We start from the raw sequence: 22,233 nt of genomic DNA, 5'->3' as shown, positions 1-22,233 counted from the left end.
AAAAAATTCCAAAAGCGACACAATAAAGGAGATTAAGACAATTTTAAATTTTTTTTGAGATGTAGGTAATGAGTTAAAATCAATGGCGGTTAAACAGGGTGAAAAGGATCAAGCAAAAAGTCTTTAAAATCAAAAAAACGCATAATATCAGGTGTTTTACAACGTTTTTTATTTTATTCTTTGGTATTCTTTTGCAAAAAAAGAATACAACATTTTGTTGTATCCTAAATATTAAATCAAGTCCTGAATTTTCTTAAGTTTTTATCATATTTTCTGTTATAATTAAGGTGCCTTAAGAAAAATAATGAAAAAACTAAATGTTTTTCATATAGTTTTCATTTTTTGTGTTATAATTAATGTGCCTTAAGAAAAATATTAATGTGCCTTAAGAAAAATATTAAGGTCCCTTAAGAAAAATAATGAAAAAGTAGGTTTAGAAAGAGGTAAGTATCTATGTCTTCTCATAAAAAAGTGTCACTCTCTGAGATTAATCAATCTATCGATACTCCAAATAACAATCATTTCTGGCAAAATTTAAAGGCCTTTGTAGGTCCGGGTGCTCTTGTCGCAGTTGGTTATATGGATCCAGGAAACTGGATTACCAGTGTAGTCGGTGGTGCTTCCTATAAGTATAGTCTCTTGTTTGTTATCTTGATTTCATCTCTCATTGCCATGCAACTTCAGCAGATGGCAGGAAAGCTTGGTATTGTAACCCAGATGGACCTGGCTCAAGCAACGGCTCATCATTCACCTAAATGGCTTCGTTATAGTCTATGGGTGATTTTAGAATTAGCCTTGATGGCGACAGATCTGGCAGAAGTTCTAGGTTCAGCGATTGCTCTCAATCTTCTCTTTAAGATTCCGATTATGATAGCAATTCTCTTGACCGTGTTGGATGTTTTTCTCTTATTGCTTCTGATGAAATTTGGCTTTAAGAAGATTGAAGCTATTGTGACAACACTGATTTTAACCATTCTAGCAATTTTTACCTATCTGGTAGCTTTGTCACATCCAAGCTTCCAAGGAATCGTTGAGGGTTATCTACCGAATGCAACCTTATTTGAAAGTCCCTTGCCAGGGCATGAAAGTCAATTAACCTTGGCACTAGGGATCGTGGGAGCAACTGTTATGCCTCATAACCTCTATTTGCATTCATCCTTGTCACAGACTCGTAAAATCAATCACAAGGACAAAAATGATGTTCGAAAAGCCGTACGCTTTATGACCTGGGATTCTAATCTCGAGTTATCCTTGGCCTTTGTCGTTAACTCCCTTCTTTTGATCTTAGGAGCGGCTCTCTTTTTCGGCCATGCATCCGACATTTCTGCCTTCTCTCAAATGTATAATGCCTTGCAGGATTCTACTATTGCAGGAGCTATAGCTAGCTCGACCTTATCAACTTTGTTTGCCTTGGCTTTATTAGCCAGTGGTCAGAATTCGACAATTACGGGTACCTTGACTGGACAAATCGTTATGGAAGGTTTCTTGCATATGAGATTGCCTCAATGGTTCATTCGTTTGGCGACTCGCCTCTTTGCCTTGCTACCTGTCATGATTGTAGCGGTTCTGTTTGGTCATCAGGAAAAAACATTGGATCAGTTATTGGTTTATTCACAAGTCTTTCTTTCGATTGCTCTTCCATTTTCAATCTTCCCACTGATTTATCTAACTTCTAAGAAATCACTGATGGGAGAATTTACCAATGCCAAATGGAATACCATCCTTGGCTATATCGTTTCCATTATCTTAACAATTCTCAATGTGAAATTGTTATTTGATATTTTCTAAGAAATTCACCCGAGTTATAAAACAAGCATATAAGAAAAAAGATACCCAAGATTTCTTGGGTATCTTTTTTAAAATAAACGGAAGACATGGGATTCGAACCCACGCACGCTGTTACACGCCTACCGCGTTTCCAACACGGCCTCTTAAGCCTCTTGAGTAATCTTCCAATACTTACTCAAATAGTCTACCATAAAGGCTCTTATCTTGCAATAAAAATTCTGAAAATAAGAAAAATGATAGAATTTGAAAGAAAATGATAAAAAATGCTTGACTTTAAAAGAAAGTGTGATAGAATGAATAGTGTAAACGATAACAGGAGGTGATTCAGTGTTAAAAACAGAGCGGAAGCAACTGATTTTAGAGGAGTTAAATCAACATCATGTAGTTTCTCTAGAGAAATTAGTTAGTTTGCTAGAGACCTCAGAATCAACGGTTCGAAGAGACTTGGATGAGTTGGAAGCGGAAAACAAGCTTCGTCGCGTGCATGGTGGAGCAGAATTGCCCCATTCCTTGCAGGAAGAAGAAACCATTCAAGAAAAATCTGTCAAAAACCTTCAAGAGAAAAAGCTACTTGCTCAGAAAGCAGCCTCTCTCATCAAGGAACAAGATGTCATCTTTATCGATGCTGGAACAACAACTGCTTTTTTGATCCATGAATTGGTCAATAAGAATATTACTGTTGTGACAAATTCGATTCACCATGCCGTTCAGTTGGTTGAAAAGCAGATTCCAACTGTCATGGTTGGAGGAAGTGTCAAGATGGCGACAGATGCTAGCATTGGGGGCGTTGCTCTCAACCAGATTAACCAATTGCACTTTGACCGTGCCTTTATCGGGATGAATGGTGTGGACGATGGCTATTATACGACTCCTGATATGGAGGAGGGGGCTGTGAAGCGTGCTATTTTAGAGAATGCCAAACAGACCTACGTCTTAGTGGATTCGTCTAAAATTGGACAAACTTGCTTTGCCAAAGTAGCACCACTCAAACGAGCTATTGTTATCACAAGTCAAGGGCATGAGTTCTTGCAGGCTATTAAGGAGAAAACGGAGGTAATAGAAGTATGATTTATACAGTCACACTCAATCCATCCATTGACTATATTGTCCGTTTGGACCAAGTCCAAGTCGGTAGTATCAATCGTATGGACAGTGATGATAAGTTTGCTGGTGGGAAAGGAATCAATGTTAGCCGTGTCTTGAAACGCTTGGATATTCCAAATACAGCGACTGGATTTATCGGAGGCTTTACTGGTAAATTTATCACAGATACTCTGGCAGAGGAAGAAATCGAGACGCGTTTTGTCCAAGTGGCAGAAGATACTCGTATCAATGTTAAGATTAAAGCAGACCAAGAGACAGAAATCAACGGAACGGGTCCAAATGTCGAACCAGCCCAGTTAGAAGAATTGAAAGCTATTTTGTCTAGTTTAACAGCAGAAGATACAGTTGTCTTTGCTGGTTCAAGTGCTAAAAATCTAGGCAATGTTATCTATAAGGATTTGATTGCCTTGACGCGTCAGACGGGTGCGCAAGTGGTTTGTGACTTTGAAGGACAGACCTTGATTGATAGTTTGGACTATCAGCCACTTTTGGTCAAACCAAATAATCATGAACTTGGAGCTATCTTTGGAGTTGAACTCGATAGTTTAGATGAAATTGAAAAATATGCTCGAGAATTGCTGACTAAAGGTGCTCAAAACGTCATTATTTCTATGGCTGGTGATGGTGCCCTTCTTGTTACATCTGAGGGAGCTTACTTTGCTAAACCAATCAAGGGAACAGTGAAAAATTCAGTCGGAGCTGGTGACTCTATGGTTGCTGGATTTACAGGTGAATTTGTCAAATCCAAAGACGCAGTAGAAGCCTTCAAATGGGGAGTAGCTTGTGGAACGGCAACCACCTTCTCAGACGACTTGGCAACGGCGGAATTTATTAAAGAAACATATGAAAAAGTTGAGGTAGAAAAACGATGAAAATTCAAGACCTATTGAGAAAAGATGTTATGTTGCTGGATTTGCAGGCAACTGAAAAAACAGCTGTCATCGAAGAGATGATTAAAAGCTTGACAGACCACGGTTATGTGACAGATTTTGAAACTTTTAAAGAAGGAATTTTGGCGCGTGAAGCTCTGACTTCTACAGGTTTGGGTGACGGAATCGCTATGCCTCACAGCAAAAACGCTGCTGTCAAAGAAGCGACAGTTCTCTTTGCCAAGTCAAACAAGGGTGTTGACTACGATAGCTTGGATGGACAAGCAACCGACCTCTTCTTTATGATTGCAGCTCCAGAAGGTGCTAATGACACTCACTTGGCTGCCTTGGCAGAATTGTCTCAATACTTGATGAAAGATGGATTTGCTGACAAACTTCGTCAAGCAACATCAGCTGACCAAGTTATCGAACTTTTTGACAAAGCTTTAGAAAAAACTGAAGAGCCTGTTCAAGTACCTGCCAATAACTCTGGTGACTTTATCGTAGCTGTTACAGCTTGTACAACAGGTATCGCCCACACTTACATGGCCCAAGAAGCTCTTCAAAAAGTGGCTGCTGAAATGGGTGTTGGAATTAAGGTCGAAACCAACGGTGCTAGCGGTGTTGGAAACCAACTAACTGTTGAAGACATTCGTAAGGCTAAAGCTGTTATCATCGCAGCAGACAAGGCTGTTGAAATGGATCGTTTCGATGGCAAACCATTGATCAATCGTCCAGTTGCTGACGGTATCCGTAAGACAGAAGAGTTAATTAATTTGGCTCTTTCAGGAGATGCTGAAGTCTACCGTGCTGCTAATGGAGCAAAAGGTGCAACAGCCTCTAACGAAAAACAAAGTCTTGGTGGTGCCTTCTATAAACACTTGATGAGTGGTGTATCCCAAATGTTGCCATTCGTTATCGGTGGTGGTATCATGATTGCCCTTGCCTTCTTGATTGACGGTGCTTTGGGTGTTCCGAATGAAAACCTTGGCAGTCTTGGTTCTTACCATGAACTAGCTTCTATGTTCATGAAAATCGGTGGTGCTGCCTTTGGTTTGATGCTTCCAGTCTTTGCAGGTTATGTTGCCTACTCTATCGCTGAAAAACCAGGTTTGGTAGCAGGTTTCGTGGCTGGTGCTATTGCTAAAGAAGGTTTTGCCTTTAGTAAAATACCTTATGCAGCAGGTGGTGAAGCAACTTCAACTCTTGCAGGTGTCTCATCTGGTTTCCTAGGTGCCCTTGTGGGTGGATTTATCGCAGGTGCTTTAGTTCTTGCTATTAAGAAATACGTTAAAGTTCCTCGTTCACTTGAAGGTGCAAAATCAATCCTTCTCTTGCCACTTCTTGGAACAATCTTGACTGGATTTGTTATGCTAGCTGTTAACATCCCAATGGCAGCAATCAACACTGCTATGAATGATTTCCTTGGCGGTCTTGGAGGCGGTTCAGCTGTCCTTCTCGGTATCGTTCTTGGTGGAATGATGGCTGTCGACATGGGTGGACCGGTCAATAAAGCGGCTTATGTTTTTGGTACAGGTACGCTTGCAGCAACTGTTTCTTCAGGTGGTTCTGTAGCCATGGCAGCAGTTATGGCTGGAGGAATGGTGCCACCACTTGCCATCTTTGTCGCAACTCTTCTTTTCAAAGATAAATTTACTAAGGAAGAACGCAACTCTGGTTTGACAAACATCATCATGGGCTTGTCATTTATCACTGAGGGAGCGATTCCGTTTGGTGCAGCTGACCCAGCTCGTGCTATCCCAAGCTTTATCCTTGGTTCAGCAGTAGCAGGAGGTCTCGTTGGTCTTACTGGTATCAAACTCATGGCGCCACACGGAGGAATCTTCGTTATTGCCCTTACTTCAAATGCTCTCCTTTACCTCGTTTCTGTCTTGGTAGGAGCAATTGTAAGTGGTGTGGTTTATGGTTACCTACGTAAACCCCAAGCATAAAAAATAGAAAAATGAAAAGATTGGACCGTTTGGTGCAGTCTTTTTCTCTTTCCGAAATGCCTGTGAAATATGGTATAATAGAAGAATGGCAAACAAGAATACAAGTAAAACAAGACGGAGACCGTCTAAAGCAGAACTCGAAAGAAAAGAAGCGATTCAACGGATGTTGATTTCGTTGGGAATCGCGATTTTATTGATTTTCGCAGCCTTCAAATTAGGGGCTGCGGGTATAACTCTTTACAATTTAATTCGATTGCTGGTGGGGAGCCTAGCTTATCTGGCAATATTTGGTATCCTGCTCTACCTCTTCTTTTTCAAGTGGATACGAAAACAGGAAGGACTCTTATCTGGCTTTTTCACCATATTTGCTGGTTTGCTCTTGATTTTCGAGGCTTACTTAGTTTGGAATTATGGTTTGGACAAGTCGGTCTTGAAAGGAACCATGGCTCAGGTTGTGACGGATCTGACTGGTTTTCGAACAACCAGTTTTGCTGGAGGGGGCTTGATTGGGGTCGCTCTTTATATGCCAATCGCCTTTCTCTTCTCAAATATCGGTACTTACTTTATTGGTTCTATCTTGATTTTAGCTGGAGCCCTCCTAGTCAGTCCTTGGTCTGTTTACGATATTGCTGAATTTGGCAGTAAAGGCTTTGCCAAATGGCGAGAAGGGCATGAGCGTCGAAAAGAGGAACGCTTTGTCAAACAAGAAGAAAAAGCTCGTCAAAAGGCTGAGGAAGAGGCTGGATTAGAACAAGAAGAGGCTGAAAAAGCCTTACTCGATTTGCCTCCTATTGATATGGAAACAGGTGAAATTTTGACAGAGGAAGATGTTCAGGATTTTCCACATATACCTGAAGAAGAGTGGGTGGAACCAGAAATCATCCTACCTCAAACTGAACTTGAATTCCCTGAACAGGAAGAGGGCTCTGATGATGAAGATGTTCAGGTAGATTTTTCAGCAAAAGAAGCCCTCGAATATAAACTTCCAAGCTTACAACTCTTTGCCCCTGATAAACCCAAAGACCAGTCTAAAGAGAAGAAAATCGTTCGGGAAAATATCAAAATCCTAGAAGAAACCTTTGCTAGCTTTGGTATCAAGGTGACGGTTGAACGGGCTGAAATTGGGCCATCAGTGACCAAGTATGAAGTCAAACCGGCAGTGGGTGTACGGGTCAACCGCATTTCCAATCTAGCAGATGACCTCGCTCTAGCCTTGGCGGCCAAGGATGTCCGAATCGAAGCACCTATCCCAGGGAAATCCCTAGTCGGAATCGAAGTACCTAACTCTGAGATTGCCACTGTATCTTTCCGCGAACTGTGGGAACAATCTCAAACGAAAGCGGAAAATCTCTTGGAAATTCCTCTAGGGAAGGCTGTTAATGGCACTGCAAGAGCTTTTGACCTTTCTAAAATGCCTCACTTGCTAGTCGCAGGTTCAACGGGTTCAGGGAAGTCAGTAGCTGTTAACGGCATTATCGCTAGCATCCTCATGAAGGCGAGACCTGACCAAGTTAAATTTATGATGGTCGATCCCAAGATGGTTGAGTTGTCTGTTTATAATGACATTCCTCATCTCTTGATCCCAGTTGTGACCAATCCACGTAAGGCTAGCAAGGCCCTGCAAAAGGTTGTGGATGAAATGGAAAACCGTTATGAACTCTTTGCCAAAGTGGGAGTTCGGAATATTGCAGGCTTTAATGCCAAGGTAGAAGAATTCAATGCCCAGTCTGAGTACAAGCAGGTTCCGCTACCACTCATTGTCGTAATTGTAGATGAGTTGGCTGACCTTATGATGGTTGCCAGCAAGGAAGTGGAAGATACTATCATCCGTCTTGGACAGAAGGCGCGTGCTGCAGGTATCCACATGATTCTTGCAACCCAGCGTCCATCCGTTGATGTCATTTCTGGTCTGATCAAGGCCAATGTTCCTTCTCGTGTAGCATTTGCTGTTTCATCAGGAACAGACTCCCGTACGATTTTGGATGAAAATGGAGCTGAAAAACTGCTTGGTCGAGGTGACATGCTCTTTAAACCGATTGATGAAAATCACCCAGTACGTCTTCAAGGCTCTTTTATCTCGGATGACGATGTCGAACGCATCGTAAACTACATCAAGGCTCAGGCAGATGCAGACTACGATGAGAGTTTTGATCCGGGAGAAGTTTCTGAAAATGAAGGAGAATTTTCAGATGGTGATTCTGGTGGAGATCCGCTTTTTGAAGAAGCCAAGGCTTTGGTTATTGAAACACAGAAAGCCAGCGCATCTATGATTCAGCGTCGTTTATCAGTTGGATTTAACCGTGCGACCCGCCTCATGGAAGAGCTTGAGATGGCAGGTGTCATTGGTCCAGCTGAAGGTACCAAACCAAGAAAAGTATTGCAACAATAAATTTCTCTCTTATACGGAAATGTGAACCTGACGTGATTTGAAGAGATTTTTGAAGCGGATTATCTATGATGTATAATTAATTGAATCTAAAATAGTACGAAACGACTTTTAAAGCATGAAATTGATTTGAATTCCTTAATAAATTTGTTCACATTTTATTCAAACACTATATCAATCTGAAACAGGTTTAGAATTTCTTTTAGATATATGCAGACTCCCCTTATAGTTTTCTAGTGAATATTTGTTTTTCACTAGAAACTATAAGGGGAGCTTTTGTACTCATGTATGAGATAGATTTCTCTTTTTTGTTTTATTAAACTGCATAGCTCACTTTTCAGTAGGAATCAGCTATTGTATTCGCTAGATGTTAGCTGACATCAATTCACTACTGTTTAAAATTTTGAGAGTTCTGCAGTTTTTGAGTTCAGTTTCTGTTTATTCACCAAAGAAAAATGGTGGGGCGAACCGTTTCAGCTCTTCAAAGCAATGTTGGGCTGCCTCTGCATCTTCACAGATGACAAGGCAGACATCATCACCACAGAGGGTAGCGATAGCGTCAGGGAAACTCAAAGCATCAATGATAGAACCAAATGATTGAGCCAGTCCAGGAAGGGTTTTTAGTAGAACTTGATGTTGAACTGGACGCATCAAGACAAGGGCATCTTCCATGTAGAGTTCGAGACGTTTTTCCCATTTTGAGATAGAACCTGTATTGAGCACGTAGTAAGAGTTATCTTCTTCTCGTACTTTTGAGAGGTTCATATTTTTGATGTCACGTGAGAGAGTTGCCTGGGTAACTTGAATATCATTATCAGCAAGAAGAGATTGCAACTCAGCTTGTGTGTGAATCTTATTTTTCGTTACAAGAGCTCGTATGAGTTGGTGTCGATGTTCAGATTTATTCATAATAATTTAACTCCTTTTTTAGTGAGGTAGGATAAGTGTAGACTGTTCAAGATCAACAGTCAGCTGGTAAGCGGTATTGTCACGTATGGTGATTTCAAAGTCAGTCGTATAGAGGACTAAACGAAGAGTATCTCCTTCTTTTAACTTGTAAATAGTAGGTTGTAGTTCAAATTGCACATCCATCCATTCATCTGCAGTAATATCCTCTACTAACAGTAAATCATTTCTATTTTGTAAATTGAGGTAACCTTTTGTCACGACTCGTTGTGCATTTGGTCTAAATGGTAATTCACAGAGATTTTCCAACATGTGGTAGCGTCCATTATCAATGGTTTTAGCACTTAAAATAGCTGGATAAGGTTGTAGGTATTTCTTTTGACCAAATTCTAGCAGTTGGGCTGATAAGAGTCCCTTGTTTGTACTAGATTTGATACGAAGATTGAGCTGAGCGCGACCGTTCAGGTGGAGATCTTTGGTCACAGGAAAGTCAATAGTGATTTGATTGGCTTTCCCTTGATAGAGTTCTGTATTGAAGGTCTGGTAGTTTTTACCATAGCGTTCAAAATCCTTATCTGAGTACTGATTTTGAATCACTCGCTCTTCTTGACCAAGTGAGAAGGTTTCAAAGTTATCTTGCCCACCGAAGTTATCAAGTGATAACCAAGTCTGAGGGGTTGTATTGTCCTGCCATACAACAGTAGGAAGTTGGAAATCTGTATCCTGTCCCAGTAATTTCTTTGTCAACAAAGCATTCATGGACTCACGGAAGTCGATGGACTGCCAGTTGTTCATGTAAACATGTGCGCCATTATGAAAAAAGAGGTGCTTGTTTATATGATTAGGAAGAGCATGGAACATCTGGTAAACATGAAGTGGTTTGACATTCCAATCCTGAGAACCGTGGGTAAAGACAACCTCTGCCTTTACTTTATTAGCATTGAGCAGATAGTTGCGGTCATGCCAAAATTGATTGTAGTCACCAGACTTGCGATCCAGTTGTTCCTTTACTTTTTCTAAGTCAGCTTGGTGAGCTTCATTGCCACGGATATAGTCGCCGGCCAAGAGATTACGTGAGTAGGTTAACTCAGCAAGAGAGTCAAAGTCCTCACCTGGATAACCACCTGGGCTGGTCACCAGACCGTTTTCACGATAGTAGTTGTACCATGATGAAATTCCTGCCTCGGCAATGATGACTTCTAAACCATCGACGCCCGTAGTAGCAAGACCATTTGACATGGTACCTAGATAAGAAAGTCCAGTTGTGGCTACTTTTCCATTTGACCAGTCAGCCTTGACTTGACGCTGGCGCGTATGGTCGGTAAAGGCGCGGCAACAGTCATTAAGCCAATCGATGACATTTTTATAAGCCTCGATTTGCTGGTGGTCGCCATTAGTCATGAAACCGGTAGAGTCTTTAGTACCAACACCTGAAACATATAGATTAGCAAAACCTCGTGGAAGGAAGTAGTCGTTGAGTGTATAGCTGGAGTTGATGTGACTTAGCTTTTCCTCAGTTTCTGACACAAGCTCAGCTTGGCCTTGAGGTTGGACGAGATTTAGTTGAGGTTCTTCTAGCTCAATCTTGTGAGCAGTTTTGACCTCAAGCTCGCCCTCCATCTTGTAGAGAGCCTTATCGCTTGCTTTGTCATTTGTTCCTTGGTGATAAGGACTGGCTGTCATAATAGCAGGAATTTGCCCCTTATAACGTGGACGAATAATGCTAACCTTGACTAAGTCTGGTAGACCTTTTTGGTCAGTATCGACACGAGACTCAACATAGACCACTTCTCGAATCACATCATGGCTAGAAAAAGTAGCCAAACTCTTGCCGTTAAAGTAGTGGTAGTCATTATCCTCAGGGATAAGACCATCGCTAACAAGTTGGTCGATAAGAGTATTTCCCTTTTTGGTGCGAGTATTGAGTAACTGATAGAGATTTTCAATTAAGTCACCATATATAATGGGAAATCCAGTCTCTTTACGAAAAATGTCACTATCTTCGAAGTCAACCAAATAAGAAAAGCCTAAAAGTTGAAAAGCAACAGTATAAAAAATATCTGCTGTCAGTTCATCTTCTGATTGAAAAAATGTCAGCAGGTCTGTTTTTTTATCAGCTGCTAGGATGGAAAGTGGGTAGTTGGTGTCTTGATAAGTGAAAAAGAAACGACTTAGAAAAGACTCCAACATCTTTTTATTTGTTGACTCAGATGGAAAATCAAATCCATACTTTTTTAATTCATATAAAATAGTATCTCTTGGAAGTGATAAATAGCTGAATTGATTAAAGCGCATAAAACCTCCTTGTAAAATAATAATTAAGGTTATTATATCAAAAAAATAGGAGAAAGGGAATTATTAAGTGGGAAAGAAATTAATTAAAGAATAATGAATACAATTTATATGAAATAATATGTGATATTCTATAGTATTCATAAATTAAACTATATCTAACAAGAATTTTGAGTGAATTTATCTCACTTCTTTAAAAGAGATATCCATTTATTGGGATAAAAAGTTCAAAATAGTTTACAGAAACATTTTTACTGCAAATATATTTGTTATTTTTTCATCCAAAATGCCTTATTTAAAATATAAAATAGAGATAGGAGTCATTGCTTTTGTCTTTCTCTTTTTGAAAATGGTATAATATAGTGAGAAGGATAGAGGAGAAGTGTAAATTGATCGCACAACTAGATACAAAAACAGTCTATAGTTTTATGGAGAGCGTCATTTCAATCGATAAGTATGTGAGAGTAGCTAAAGAATACGGCTACACTCATTTGGCTATGATGGATATTGATAATCTTTATGGTGCTTTTGACTTTCTAGAGGTTACAAAAAAATATGGCATTCATCCTTTGTTAGGTCTTGAAATGATTGTGTTTGTAGATAATCAGGAAGTGAATTTACGCTTTTTAGCTCTATCTAGTGTGGGCTATCAGCAGTTGATGAAGCTTTCAACAGCCAAGATGCAGGGGGAGAAAAATTGGTCAGTTCTATCTCAGTATCTGGAGGATATCGCGGTAATTGTGCCTTATTTTGAAGAGCTTGAATCACTAAATCTAGGCTGTGATTACTATATAGGGGTTTACCCAGAAACACTGGCCAGCGAATTTTATCGTCCTATTTTGCCACTTTATCGGGTCAATGCTTTTGAAAGCAGGGATAGAGAAGTTCTGCAAGTCTTAACAGCGATTAAAGAAAATCTACCACTTAGAGAAGTTCCCTTGCGCTCACGACAAGATGTCCTTATATCAGCAAGTTCTTTAGAGAAATTATTCCAAGAGCGTTTTCCGCAAGCCTTGGACAATTTAGAAAAACTTATTTCAGGTATTTCGTATGACTTGGATACTAGTCTGAAATTGCCTCGCTTTAATCCAGCTAGACCAGCAGTAGAAGAGTTGAGAGAACGTGCTGAACTGGGGCTTGCTCATAAGGGGTTGTCTAGTAAAGAATATCAAGACCGTCTAGACCAAGAATTGGCTGTTATTCATGATATGGGCTTTGATGATTATTTCTTGGTTGTCTGGGATTTGCTGCGTTTCGGACGTTCGAATGGCTATTATATGGGAATGGGACGGGGTTCTGCTGTTGGTAGTTTGGTTTCTTATGCCTTAGACATCACGGGGATTGACCCAGTAGAGAAAAATCTGATTTTTGAACGCTTTCTCAATCGTGAACGCTATACTATGCCTGATATTGATATCGATATTCCTGATATTTATCGTCCAGATTTTATCAGATATGTTGGCAATAAATATGGTAGTAAACATGCTGCTCAAATCGTTACTTTTTCAACCTTTGGAGCCAAGCAAGCTCTACGAGATGTCTTGAAACGTTTTGGTGTGCCAGAGTATGAATTATCTGCAATTACTAAGAAAATCAGTTTTCGGGACAATCTTAAGTCGGCCTATGAGGGCAATCTACAGTTTCGTCAGCAAATCAATAGTAAGTTAGAATACCAAAAAGCCTTTGAGATTGCTTGCAAGATAGAGGGCTATCCAAGACAAACCTCTGTCCATGCAGCTGGTGTTGTAATCAGTGACCAAGATTTGACCAATTACATCCCTCTAAAGCATGGTGATGAAATTCCACTGACTCAGTATGATGCTCATGGTGTTGAGGCTAGCGGGCTTTTGAAGATGGACTTTCTGGGACTACGAAATCTGACCTTTGTCCAGAAGATGCAAGAATTACTTGCTGAAACAGAAGGCATTCACTTGAAAATAGAAGAAATCGATTTGGAAGACAAAGAAACGCTGGCTTTATTTGCTGCTGGTAATACAAAAGGTATCTTTCAATTTGAGCAACCTGGAGCTATTCGCCTGCTCAAGCGTGTGCAGCCAGTCTGTTTTGAAGATGTCGTAGCAACTACTTCCCTAAATCGACCAGGTGCTAGTGATTATATCAATAATTTTGTGGCAAGAAAGCATGGGCAGGAAGAAGTGACTGTTCTGGATCCAGTACTGGAGGATATTTTGGCTCCAACTTACGGAATTATGCTCTATCAGGAGCAGGTTATGCAGGTTGCTCAGCGTTTTGCTGGATTTAGTCTTGGGAAAGCCGATATTTTGCGCCGAGCTATGGGGAAAAAGGATGCCTCTGCCATGCATGAGATGAGGGCTTCTTTTATTCAAGGTTCATTAGAAGCTGGACATACTGCGGAAAAAGCAGAGCAGGTTTTTGATGTTATGGAGAAGTTTGCAGGTTATGGATTTAATAGATCTCACGCCTATGCCTACTCAGCCTTGGCCTTCCAGTTGGCTTATTTCAAAACGCATTATCCAGCCATTTTTTATCAGGTCATGTTGAATTCCGCCAACAGTGATTACTTAACAGATGCCTTAGAAGCAGGCTTTGAAGTAGCGCCTCTGTCCATCAACACCATTCCTTATCACGATAAAATTGCCAACAAGGCCATCTATCTAGGATTGAAATCGATTAAGGGAATCAGCAAGGATTTGGCACTTTGGATTATTGAAAATAGACCCTATTCTAACATTGAAGATTTTATAGCTAAATTACCTGAGAATTATTTGAAACTTCCTCTGCTAGAACCTTTGGTAAAAGTTGGTCTTTTCGATTCATTTGAAAAAAATCGCCAAAAAGTATTCAATAATTTAGTTAATCTATTTGAATTTGTAAAAGAGTTAGGAAGTTTGTTTGGAGATACTATTTATAGTTGGCAGGAATCGGAAGATTGGACAGATCAAGAAAAATTCTATATGGAACAAGAGCTTTTAGGGATAGGTGTCAGCAAACATCCCCTACAAACTATCGCAAGTAAGGCTATTTACCCGATTACCCCAATTGGGGATTTGTCAGAAAATAGCTACGCTATTATCTTGGTTGAAGTTCAGAAGATAAAAGTAATTCGTACCAAAAAGGGCGAAAATATGGCATTTTTACAGGTAGATGACAGTAAGAAAAAATTGGATGTCACTCTCTTTTCAGACTTATATCGTCAGGTTGGGCAGGAAATAAAAGAGGGAGCCTTCTACTATATAAAAGGAAAAATCCAGTCACGTGATGGCCGTCTGCAAATGATTGCACAAGAAATAAGAGAAGCAGTTGCTGAACGCTTTTGGATACAGGTGAAAAATCATGAATCGGATCAAGAAATTTCACGTATTTTAGACCAGTATAAAGGCCCAATCCCAGTCATCATCAGGTATGAAGAGGAACAGAAAACAATCGTTTCTCCCCATCATTTTGTAGCTAAATCCAATGAATTAGAAGCAAAATTGAATGAAATCGTTATGAAAACGATTTATCGCTAAAAATACGGAAAATAGAAGAATTTTAAAATCAAATGTGGTATAATTAATAAGAATGTTAAAAGAAAAAGGAGCATAAACCAATATGAAACGTATTGCTGTTTTGACTAGTGGCGGAGACGCACCTGGTATGAACGCTGCTATCCGTGCAGTTGTTCGTCAAGCAATTTCAGAAGGAATGGAAGTGTTTGGTATCTATGACGGATATGCTGGTATGGTTGCCGGTGAAATTCATCCCCTAGATGCAGCTTCAGTAGGAGACATCATTTCTCGTGGTGGTACTTTCCTTCACTCAGCTCGTTATCCAGAGTTCGCTCAACTTGAAGGGCAACTTAAAGGGATTGAGCAATTGAAAAAACACGGAATTGAAGGTGTAGTTGTTATCGGTGGTGACGGATCTTACCACGGTGCTATGCGTTTGACTGAACATGGCTTCCCAGCTATCGGTCTTCCAGGTACAATCGATAATGATATCGTTGGTACAGACTTCACAATCGGTTTTGATACAGCGGTTACGACTGCTATGGACGCTATCGATAAGATTCGTGATACATCATCAAGTCACCGTCGTACTTTTGTTATCGAAGTTATGGGACGTAACGCTGGTGATATCGCTCTTTGGGCTGGTATTGCAACTGGTGCTGATGAAATCATCATTCCTGAAGAAGGATTCAAGATTGAAGATATCGTAGAAAGCATTAAATGTGGTTATGAGTGTGGTAAAAAACACAACATCATCGTCTTGGCTGAAGGTGTGATGTCAGCGGCTGAATTTGGTAAAAAACTAAAAGAAGCTGGGGATACAAGCGACCTTCGTGTAACAGAACTTGGACATATCCAACGTGGTGGTTCTCCAACTGCGCGTGACCGTGTATTGGCGTCACGCATGGGTGCGCATGCTGTTAAACTTCTTAAAGAAGGTATCGGTGGTGTTGCGGTTGGTATCCGTAACGAGAAAATGGTTGAAAACCCAATTCTTGGAACTGCAGAAGAAGGAGCATTGTTTAGCTTGACTGCAGATGGTAAGATTGTGGTTAACAACCCACATAAGGCTGACCTTGAGCTATCTAGCTTGAATAAGAGCTTGTCATAATTTACAATTTAGTTAATAAGACCAAAAAGGTCATATATATAAAGGAGTCACAAAAATCATGAATAAACGTGTAAAAATCGTTGCAACTTTGGGTCCTGCGGTAGAAATCCGTGGTGGTAAAAAATTTGGTGATGACGGATACTGGGGTGAAAAACTTGATGTTGAAGCTTCAGCTAAAAACATTGCTAAATTGATTGAAGCTGGTGCTAACACATTCCGTTTCAACTTCTCACACGGTGACCACCAAGAACAAGGTGAGCGTATGGCAACTGTTAAACTTGCAGAAAAACTTGCAGGTAAAAAAGTTGGTTTCCTTCTTGATACAAAAGGACCAGAAATCCGTACAGAATTGTTCGAAGGTGAAGCTAAAGAGTATTCATACAAAACTGGTGAAAAAATCCGTGTTGCAACTAAACAAGGAATCAAATCAACTCGTGAAGTGATTGCGTTGAACGTTGCTGGTGCTCTTGATATCTATGATGATGTTGAAGTTGGTCGTCAAGTGTTGGTTGACGATGGTAAACTTGGTCTTCGTGTGGTTGCTAAAGATGATGCAACTCGTGAATTTGAAGTTGAAGTTGAAAACGATGGTATCATCGCTAAACAAAAAGGTGTGAACATTCCTAACACTAAAATTCCTTTCCCAGCTCTTGCTGAACGCGATAACGACGATATCCGTTTCGGTCTTGAACAAGGTATCAACTTCATCGCGATTTCATTCGTACGTACTGCAAAAGATGTGAACGAAGTTCGTGCAATCTGTGAAGAAACTGGAAACGGACATGTTCAATTGTTTGCTAAAATCGAAAACCAACAAGGTATCGATAACTTGGATGAAATCATCGAAGCTGCTGATGGTATCATGATCGCTCGTGGTGACATGGGTATCGAAGTACCATTCGAAATGGTTCCAGTTTACCAAAAAATGATCATCACTAAAGTCAATGCTGCAGGTAAAGTTGTTATCACTGCAACAAACATGCTTGAAACAATGACTGAAAAACCACGTGCAACTCGTTCAGAAGTATCAGACGTATTTAACGCTGTTATCGACGGAACTGATGCTACAATGCTTTCAGGTGAGTCTGCAAACGGTAAATACCCACTTGAGTCAGTAGCTACAATGGCTACAATCGATAAGAACGCTCAAACTCTTCTTAACGAATACGGACGTTTGAACTCAGATTCATTCGAACGTAACTCTAAGACAGAAGTAATGGCTTCAGCTGTTAAAGATGCTACTAACTCAATGGACATTAAATTGGTTGTAACTCTTACTAAGACTGGTCACACTGCACGTTTGATCTCTAAATACCGTCCAAATGCTGACATCTTAGCATTGACATTCGACGAATTGACAGAACGTGGATTGATGTTGAACTGGGGTGTTATCCCAATGTTGACAGATGCTCCATCATCAACTGACGATATGTTTGAAATCGCTGAACGTAAAGCAGTTGAAGCAGGACTTGTACAATCTGGTGACGATATCGTTATCGTAGCTGGTGTACCAGTTGGAGAAGCTGTTCGTACGAACACAATGCGTATCCGCACAGTACGTTAATTAAAATAAGAAAAAGCCTATCATATCAAGCTTTCTAGCCTGTATGATGGGCTTTTTTGTTTATGGGGCAAAATTTTTTACTTGCGATTTAATGCGACGGTATTAATTACGTCAAGCACGGCTTGCTTCATGATCTTTGTGATGTGAGTATAAATCTGATTTGTTGCTTTGGCGTCTTTATGAACTTCAAGCGCTTATAGCTTTAAGAGGTACATTGCTTTCAGCAAGCAAGATATTGAGTTTAAACACAAAAAATAACCCCTTGAGGATTCAAGGAGTTATTTCAACTTTAATTAGTTTTTAGAAGCTTCTTGGAATTCTGGATTTTTCCATGCTTCATCAATAATAGCTTGCAATTCTTTAGCAGATGCTTGCATTTTTTGAGTTTCTGCATCGTTCAATGGAATGTTTACTGGACGAACGATTCCGTGTGCACCAACAACAGCTGGTTGACCGATAAAGACGTTCTCAACTCCGTATTGACCTTCTTGGAATACTGAAAGTGGAAGTACTGCGTTCTCGTCGTCAAGGATTGCTTTAGTGATACGAGCAAGGGCTACTGCGATACCGTAGTATGTTGCACCTTTTTTGTTGATGATTGTGTAGGCAGCATCACGAACACCTTCGAACAATTCAATCAATTCAGCCTCTTGAACATTTTGAGTGTCTTTAAGGAATTCTTCAAGGTTTACACCAGCGATGTTAGCGTGTGACCAAACAGCGAACTCAGAGTCACCGTGTTCACCCATGATGTAGGCGTGCACTGAACGAGCATCAACATCTAATTTTTCAGCAAGTGCTTGACGGAAACGAGCTGAGTCAAGTGAAGTACCTGAACCGATAACGCGTTCTTTAGGGAAACCAGAGAATTTCCAAGTTGAGTAAGTCAAGACGTCAACTGGGTTAGCGGCAACAAGGAAGATACCTTTGAAACCAGATTCAACAACTTGAGTTACGATTGATTTGTTGATAGCAAGGTTTTTACCTACAAGGTCAAGACGAGTTTCACCTGGTTTTTGAGGTGCACCTGCAGTGATTACAACAAGGTCAGCGTCTGCACAGTCAGAGTATTGAGCTGCATAGATTTTTTTAGGTGAAGTGAAGGCAAGGGCGTGGCTAAGGTCAAGCGCATCACCAACAGCTTTTTCATGCAATTGTGGAATTTCGATAATTCCAAGCTCTTGTGCAATTCCTTGGTTAACAAGTGCAAAAGCGTAAGATGAACCTACAGCACCATCACCGACAAGGATAACTTTTTTGTGTTGTTTAGTTGAAGTCATTGTTCTAAACATCTCCTTAATTTTATTCAGGGTTTTCCCCAGTTATTTTAATTCTATCACTTTTAAAAAGCTTTGTCACGAATATGCCTTGGAGTTCTTGATGTAAACGTTTTAGCTAATTTGGATACCTGAAATATGGCGGACATTATGGTATAATATTATTAATTACTAATAGTGAAATGAGGCATTTATTAATGCAGGATAGAAATTTAGTGAATGTCAATCTGACAAAGGAGATGAAGACGAGCTTTATCGATTACGCCATGAGTGTTATCGTAGCGCGGGCTCTTCCTGATGTTCGAGATGGCTTGAAACCAGTTCACCGTCGGATTCTCTATGGAATGAATGAATTGGGTGTTACTCCAGACAAACCTCATAAAAAATCTGCTCGTATTACAGGGGATGTCATGGGTAAATACCACCCACACGGGGATTCCTCTATCTATGAAGCTATGGTTCGTATGGCTCAATGGTGGAGTTACCGTTACATGCTTGTAGATGGGCATGGAAACTTTGGTTCCATGGATGGAGATGGTGCTGCCGCCCAGCGTTACACTGAGGCACGCATGAGCAAGATTGCTCTGGAAATGCTTCGTGATATCAATAAAAATACAGTTGATTTCGTTGATAACTATGATGCCAATGAACGTGAACCTTTGGTCTTGCCAGCTCGTTTTCCAAATCTTTTAGTTAATGGAGCAACTGGTATTGCCGTTGGAATGGCGACCAATATTCCGCCTCACAACTTGGGAGAAACCATTGATGCAGTGAAGTTGGTCATGGACAATCCTGAAGTGACGACTAAGGACTTGATGGAAGTCTTGCCTGGTCCAGATTTTCCAACAGGTGCCCTTGTCATGGGGAAATCAGGCATTCATAAGGCTTATGAAACAGGTAAAGGTTCTATTGTCCTTCGTTCTCGTACTGAAATTGAAGAAACTAAGACTGGCCGTGAGCGCATCGTTGTAACAGAATTTCCTTACATGGTCAATAAAACCAAGGTCCATGAGCATATTGTTCGTTTGGTTCAGGAAAAACGGATTGAGGGCATCACAGCCGTACGTGATGAATCAAACCGTGAAGGTGTTCGATTTGTTATCGAAGTTAAGCGCGATGCCTCAGCAAATGTTATCCTCAACAATCTTTTCAAGATGACCCAGATGCAAACTAACTTTGGTTTCAATATGCTTGCTATCCAAAATGGGGTACCCAAGATTTTGTCTCTTCGTCAGATTTTGGATGCTTATATCGAACACCAAAAAGAAGTGGTTGTTCGTCGGACACGTTTTGATAAGGAAAAAGCGGAAGCACGTGCTCATATCTTAGAAGGTCTCTTGATTGCGCTAGACCATATCGACGAAGTGATTCGTATCATCCGTGCTAGTGAAACAGATGCGGAAGCACAAGCTGAGTTGATGAGTAAGTTTAAGCTTTCTGAACGTCAAAGTCAGGCTATACTAGACATGCGTCTTCGTCGTTTGACAGGCTTGGAACGCGATAAGATCCAGTCTGAGTATGATGACCTCTTGGCTCTGATTGCGGATTTAGCAGATATTCTTGCTAAACCAGAACGTGTTTCTCAAATCATCAAAGAAGAATTGGATGAAGTTAAGCGTAAGTTTGGCGACCAACGTCGTACAGAGTTGATGGTCGGTGAAGTATTGAGTCTTGAAGATGAGGATTTGATTGAAGAATCGGATGTCTTGATTACGCTTTCTAATAAGGGATACATCAAACGTCTGGACCAAGCTGAATTTACTGCTCAAAAACGTGGTGGCCGCGGTGTTCAAGGTACAGGTGTTAAGGATGACGATTTTGTTCGTGAGTTAGTGTCGACTAGCACCCATGATCACCTGCTCTTCTTCACAAATAAAGGACGCGTCTATCGCCTGAAAGGATATGAAATTCCTGAGTATGGTCGGACGGCCAAAGGACTACCAGTAGTTAATCTCTTGAAATTGGATGAAGGCGAAAGTATTCAGACTATTATCAATGTTGAGTCTGAACGCAGTGATGATGCTTATCTCTTCTTTACAACCCGTCACGGTATTGTGAAGAGAACGAGCGTTAAGGAATTTGCTAATATTCGTCAAAATGGACTTAAAGCACTGAATCTTAAAGATGAAGATGAGTTAATTAATGTCTTGTTGACGGAAGAAGAGACGGATATTATTATTGGTACCAAGTTTGGTTATGCAGTTCGCTTTAATCAATCAGCCGTTCGCGGCATGAGTCGTATCGCCACAGGTGTGAAAGGTGTGAATCTCCGTGAGGGAGACACAGTAGTTGGTGCTAGCGTAATTACTGATCAAGACGAGGTTCTTATCATCACAGAAAAAGGATATGGTAAGCGTACAGTCGCGACCGAATATCCAACAAAAGGTCGTGGTGGTAAAGGGATGAAGACGGCTAATGTGGCTGAGAAAAATGGTCCTCTATCAGGTCTCTTGACTGTTAAAGGTGATGAAGATTTGATGATTATCACTGATACAGGTGTCATGATTCGAACCAATGTTGCCAATATTTCACAAACAGGACGCTCAACTATGGGAGTTAAAGTAATGCGTCTGGATCAAGATGCTAAAATTGTGACCTTTACTACGGTTGCAGCGGCAGAAAAAGAAGAAGTTGGGACAGAAAACGAAACAGAAGGTGAAGCATAATGTCTCAAAAAAATAAGAAGAAAAATAAACGAAAAAATCTGCTGACAAATATCCTAGCAGGATTTCTGATACTACTATCAATTGCTTTGATTTTTAATGCTAAAATTCGTGATATTTTCATAGTTTGGAATACCAATAAATACCAAGTTAGTCAGGTATCAAAAGAAAAAATAGAAGAAAATCAGGATACAGAAGGAAATTTTGATTTTGATTCTGTCAATGCTATCTCTTCTGAAGCGGTTCTAGCTTCTCAATGGGATGCTCAAAAATTACCAGTTATCGGCGGAATTGCAGTCCCTGAATTAGAAATGAATCTGCCAATTTTTAAAGGGCTTGATAATGTCAATCTCTTCTATGGTGCTGGTACGATGAAACGCGATCAAGTGATGGGAAAAGGAAATTATAGTCTAGCTAGTCATCATATTTTTGGTGTCAATAATGCTAATAAAATGTTATTTTCTCCTTTAGATAACGCTAAAAATGGTATGAAGATTTATCTAACCGATAAAAATAAAGTTTATACTTATGAAATACGTGAAGTTAAACGTGTTACACCGGATCGTGTTGATGAAGTTGATGATAGAGATGGGGTAAATGAGATTACATTAGTAACCTGTGAAGACCTTGCCGCTACAGAACGTATTATTGTAAAAGGCGATTTGAAAGAAACAAAAGATTATTCACAAACATCTGATGAAATCCTAACAGCTTTCAATCAACCATATAAACAATTTTATTAATACAAATCAGTGAAATCCTGGATTTCACTGATTTTTTAAGCTTTTCATAAGAATAAACTTTTATGAAATACAGAAAACGCTTCCTTAATTTTAACGTTTGTGATATAA

General features: G+C 40.1%; 13 protein-coding genes and 1 tRNA gene. 10 read left to right on the top strand and 4 right to left on the bottom strand.

The genetic code is table 11. The features are described 5' to 3' along the window. Positions 1-453 precede the first annotated feature (453 nt). Positions 454-1,788, top strand: coding sequence for an Nramp family divalent metal transporter (locus CYK18_RS03130; protein ID WP_049532556.1), 1,335 nt, complete (start codon positions 454-456; stop codon positions 1,786-1,788). Positions 1,789-1,866: 78 nt separating this feature from the next. On the opposite strand, the gene CYK18_RS03125 is transcribed toward CYK18_RS03130, so the two are convergent. Continuing rightward, positions 1,867-1,954: transfer RNA gene (locus tag CYK18_RS03125), tRNA-Ser, on the bottom strand. A 161-nt stretch (positions 1,955-2,115) separates the two neighbouring features. On the opposite strand from CYK18_RS03125, the gene CYK18_RS03120 reads away from it, so the two are divergent. The 4 genes from CYK18_RS03120 to CYK18_RS03105 all read left to right on the top strand — a co-directional run bounded on the left by CYK18_RS03120 (position 2,116) and on the right by CYK18_RS03105 (position 8,102). Continuing rightward, on the top strand, positions 2,116-2,856 hold the full coding sequence (locus tag CYK18_RS03120) for a DeoR/GlpR family DNA-binding transcription regulator (protein ID WP_101784997.1): 741 nt from the start codon (positions 2,116-2,118) through the stop codon (positions 2,854-2,856). Further along, positions 2,853-3,764 (top strand): 1-phosphofructokinase, encoded by a 912-nt coding sequence (gene pfkB / locus CYK18_RS03115; RefSeq protein WP_101784995.1) that lies wholly within the window; start codon positions 2,853-2,855, stop codon positions 3,762-3,764. Before CYK18_RS03120 ends, pfkB begins: the two co-directional genes overlap by 4 nt. After that, complete coding sequence (locus CYK18_RS03110) at positions 3,761-5,713, top strand: fructose-specific PTS transporter subunit EIIC (RefSeq protein ID WP_101784993.1); 1,953 nt, start codon at positions 3,761-3,763, stop codon at positions 5,711-5,713. Before pfkB ends, CYK18_RS03110 begins: the two co-directional genes overlap by 4 nt. An 85-nt stretch (positions 5,714-5,798) precedes the next feature. Continuing rightward, positions 5,799-8,102, top strand: coding sequence for a DNA translocase FtsK (locus tag CYK18_RS03105; protein WP_101784991.1), 2,304 nt, complete (start codon positions 5,799-5,801; stop codon positions 8,100-8,102). A 435-nt stretch (positions 8,103-8,537) separates the two neighbouring features. Here CYK18_RS03105 and CYK18_RS03100 read toward each other — a convergent pair whose 3' ends face one another. After that, a complete protein-coding gene (locus CYK18_RS03100; RefSeq protein ID WP_101781997.1) occupies positions 8,538-9,008 on the bottom strand; it encodes an arginine repressor in 471 nt (156 codons plus the stop codon). Positions 9,009-9,026: 18 nt separating this feature from the next. After that, the gene (locus tag CYK18_RS03095) at positions 9,027-11,300 is read right to left on the bottom strand and encodes a Xaa-Pro dipeptidyl-peptidase (protein ID WP_101784989.1); all 2,274 of its coding nucleotides are present in this window, start codon (positions 11,298-11,300) and stop codon (positions 9,027-9,029) included. A gap of 386 nt (positions 11,301-11,686) precedes the next feature. On the opposite strand from CYK18_RS03095, the gene CYK18_RS03090 reads away from it, so the two are divergent. The 3 genes from CYK18_RS03090 to pyk all read left to right on the top strand — a co-directional run bounded on the left by CYK18_RS03090 (position 11,687) and on the right by pyk (position 17,442). After that, positions 11,687-14,788, top strand: coding sequence for a DNA polymerase III subunit alpha (locus CYK18_RS03090; protein ID WP_180948000.1), 3,102 nt, complete (start codon positions 11,687-11,689; stop codon positions 14,786-14,788). Between the two features lie 82 nt (positions 14,789-14,870). Beyond that, positions 14,871-15,878 (top strand): 6-phosphofructokinase, encoded by a 1,008-nt coding sequence (gene pfkA, locus CYK18_RS03085; RefSeq protein ID WP_101781994.1) that lies wholly within the window; start codon positions 14,871-14,873, stop codon positions 15,876-15,878. Positions 15,879-15,936: 58 nt separating this feature from the next. Next, positions 15,937-17,442 (top strand): pyruvate kinase, encoded by a 1,506-nt coding sequence (pyk, locus tag CYK18_RS03080; RefSeq protein ID WP_101781993.1) that lies wholly within the window; start codon positions 15,937-15,939, stop codon positions 17,440-17,442. 293 nt (positions 17,443-17,735) lie between these two features. Here pyk and CYK18_RS03075 read toward each other — a convergent pair whose 3' ends face one another. Further along, positions 17,736-18,722 (bottom strand): L-lactate dehydrogenase, encoded by a 987-nt coding sequence (locus tag CYK18_RS03075; RefSeq protein ID WP_000204727.1) that lies wholly within the window; start codon positions 18,720-18,722, stop codon positions 17,736-17,738. A 194-nt stretch (positions 18,723-18,916) separates the two neighbouring features. Here CYK18_RS03075 and gyrA point away from each other — a divergent pair, with 194 nt between their 5' ends. Beyond that, positions 18,917-21,385, top strand: a complete 2,469-nt coding sequence (gyrA, locus tag CYK18_RS03070) for a DNA gyrase subunit A (protein WP_101784985.1) — start codon at positions 18,917-18,919, stop codon at positions 21,383-21,385. Next, on the top strand, positions 21,385-22,125 hold the full coding sequence (gene srtA, locus CYK18_RS03065) for a sortase SrtA (RefSeq protein WP_101784983.1): 741 nt from the start codon (positions 21,385-21,387) through the stop codon (positions 22,123-22,125). Before gyrA ends, srtA begins: the two co-directional genes overlap by 1 nt. Positions 22,126-22,233: the final 108 nt, after the last annotated feature.

This window comes from Streptococcus mitis (assembly GCF_002860865.1).
Classification (GTDB): Bacteria; Bacillota; Bacilli; order Lactobacillales; family Streptococcaceae; genus Streptococcus; species Streptococcus mitis_AT.
The sequence above is the reverse complement of the archived record's forward strand: the minus strand, read 5'-3'. Positions and strand labels throughout refer to the sequence as shown.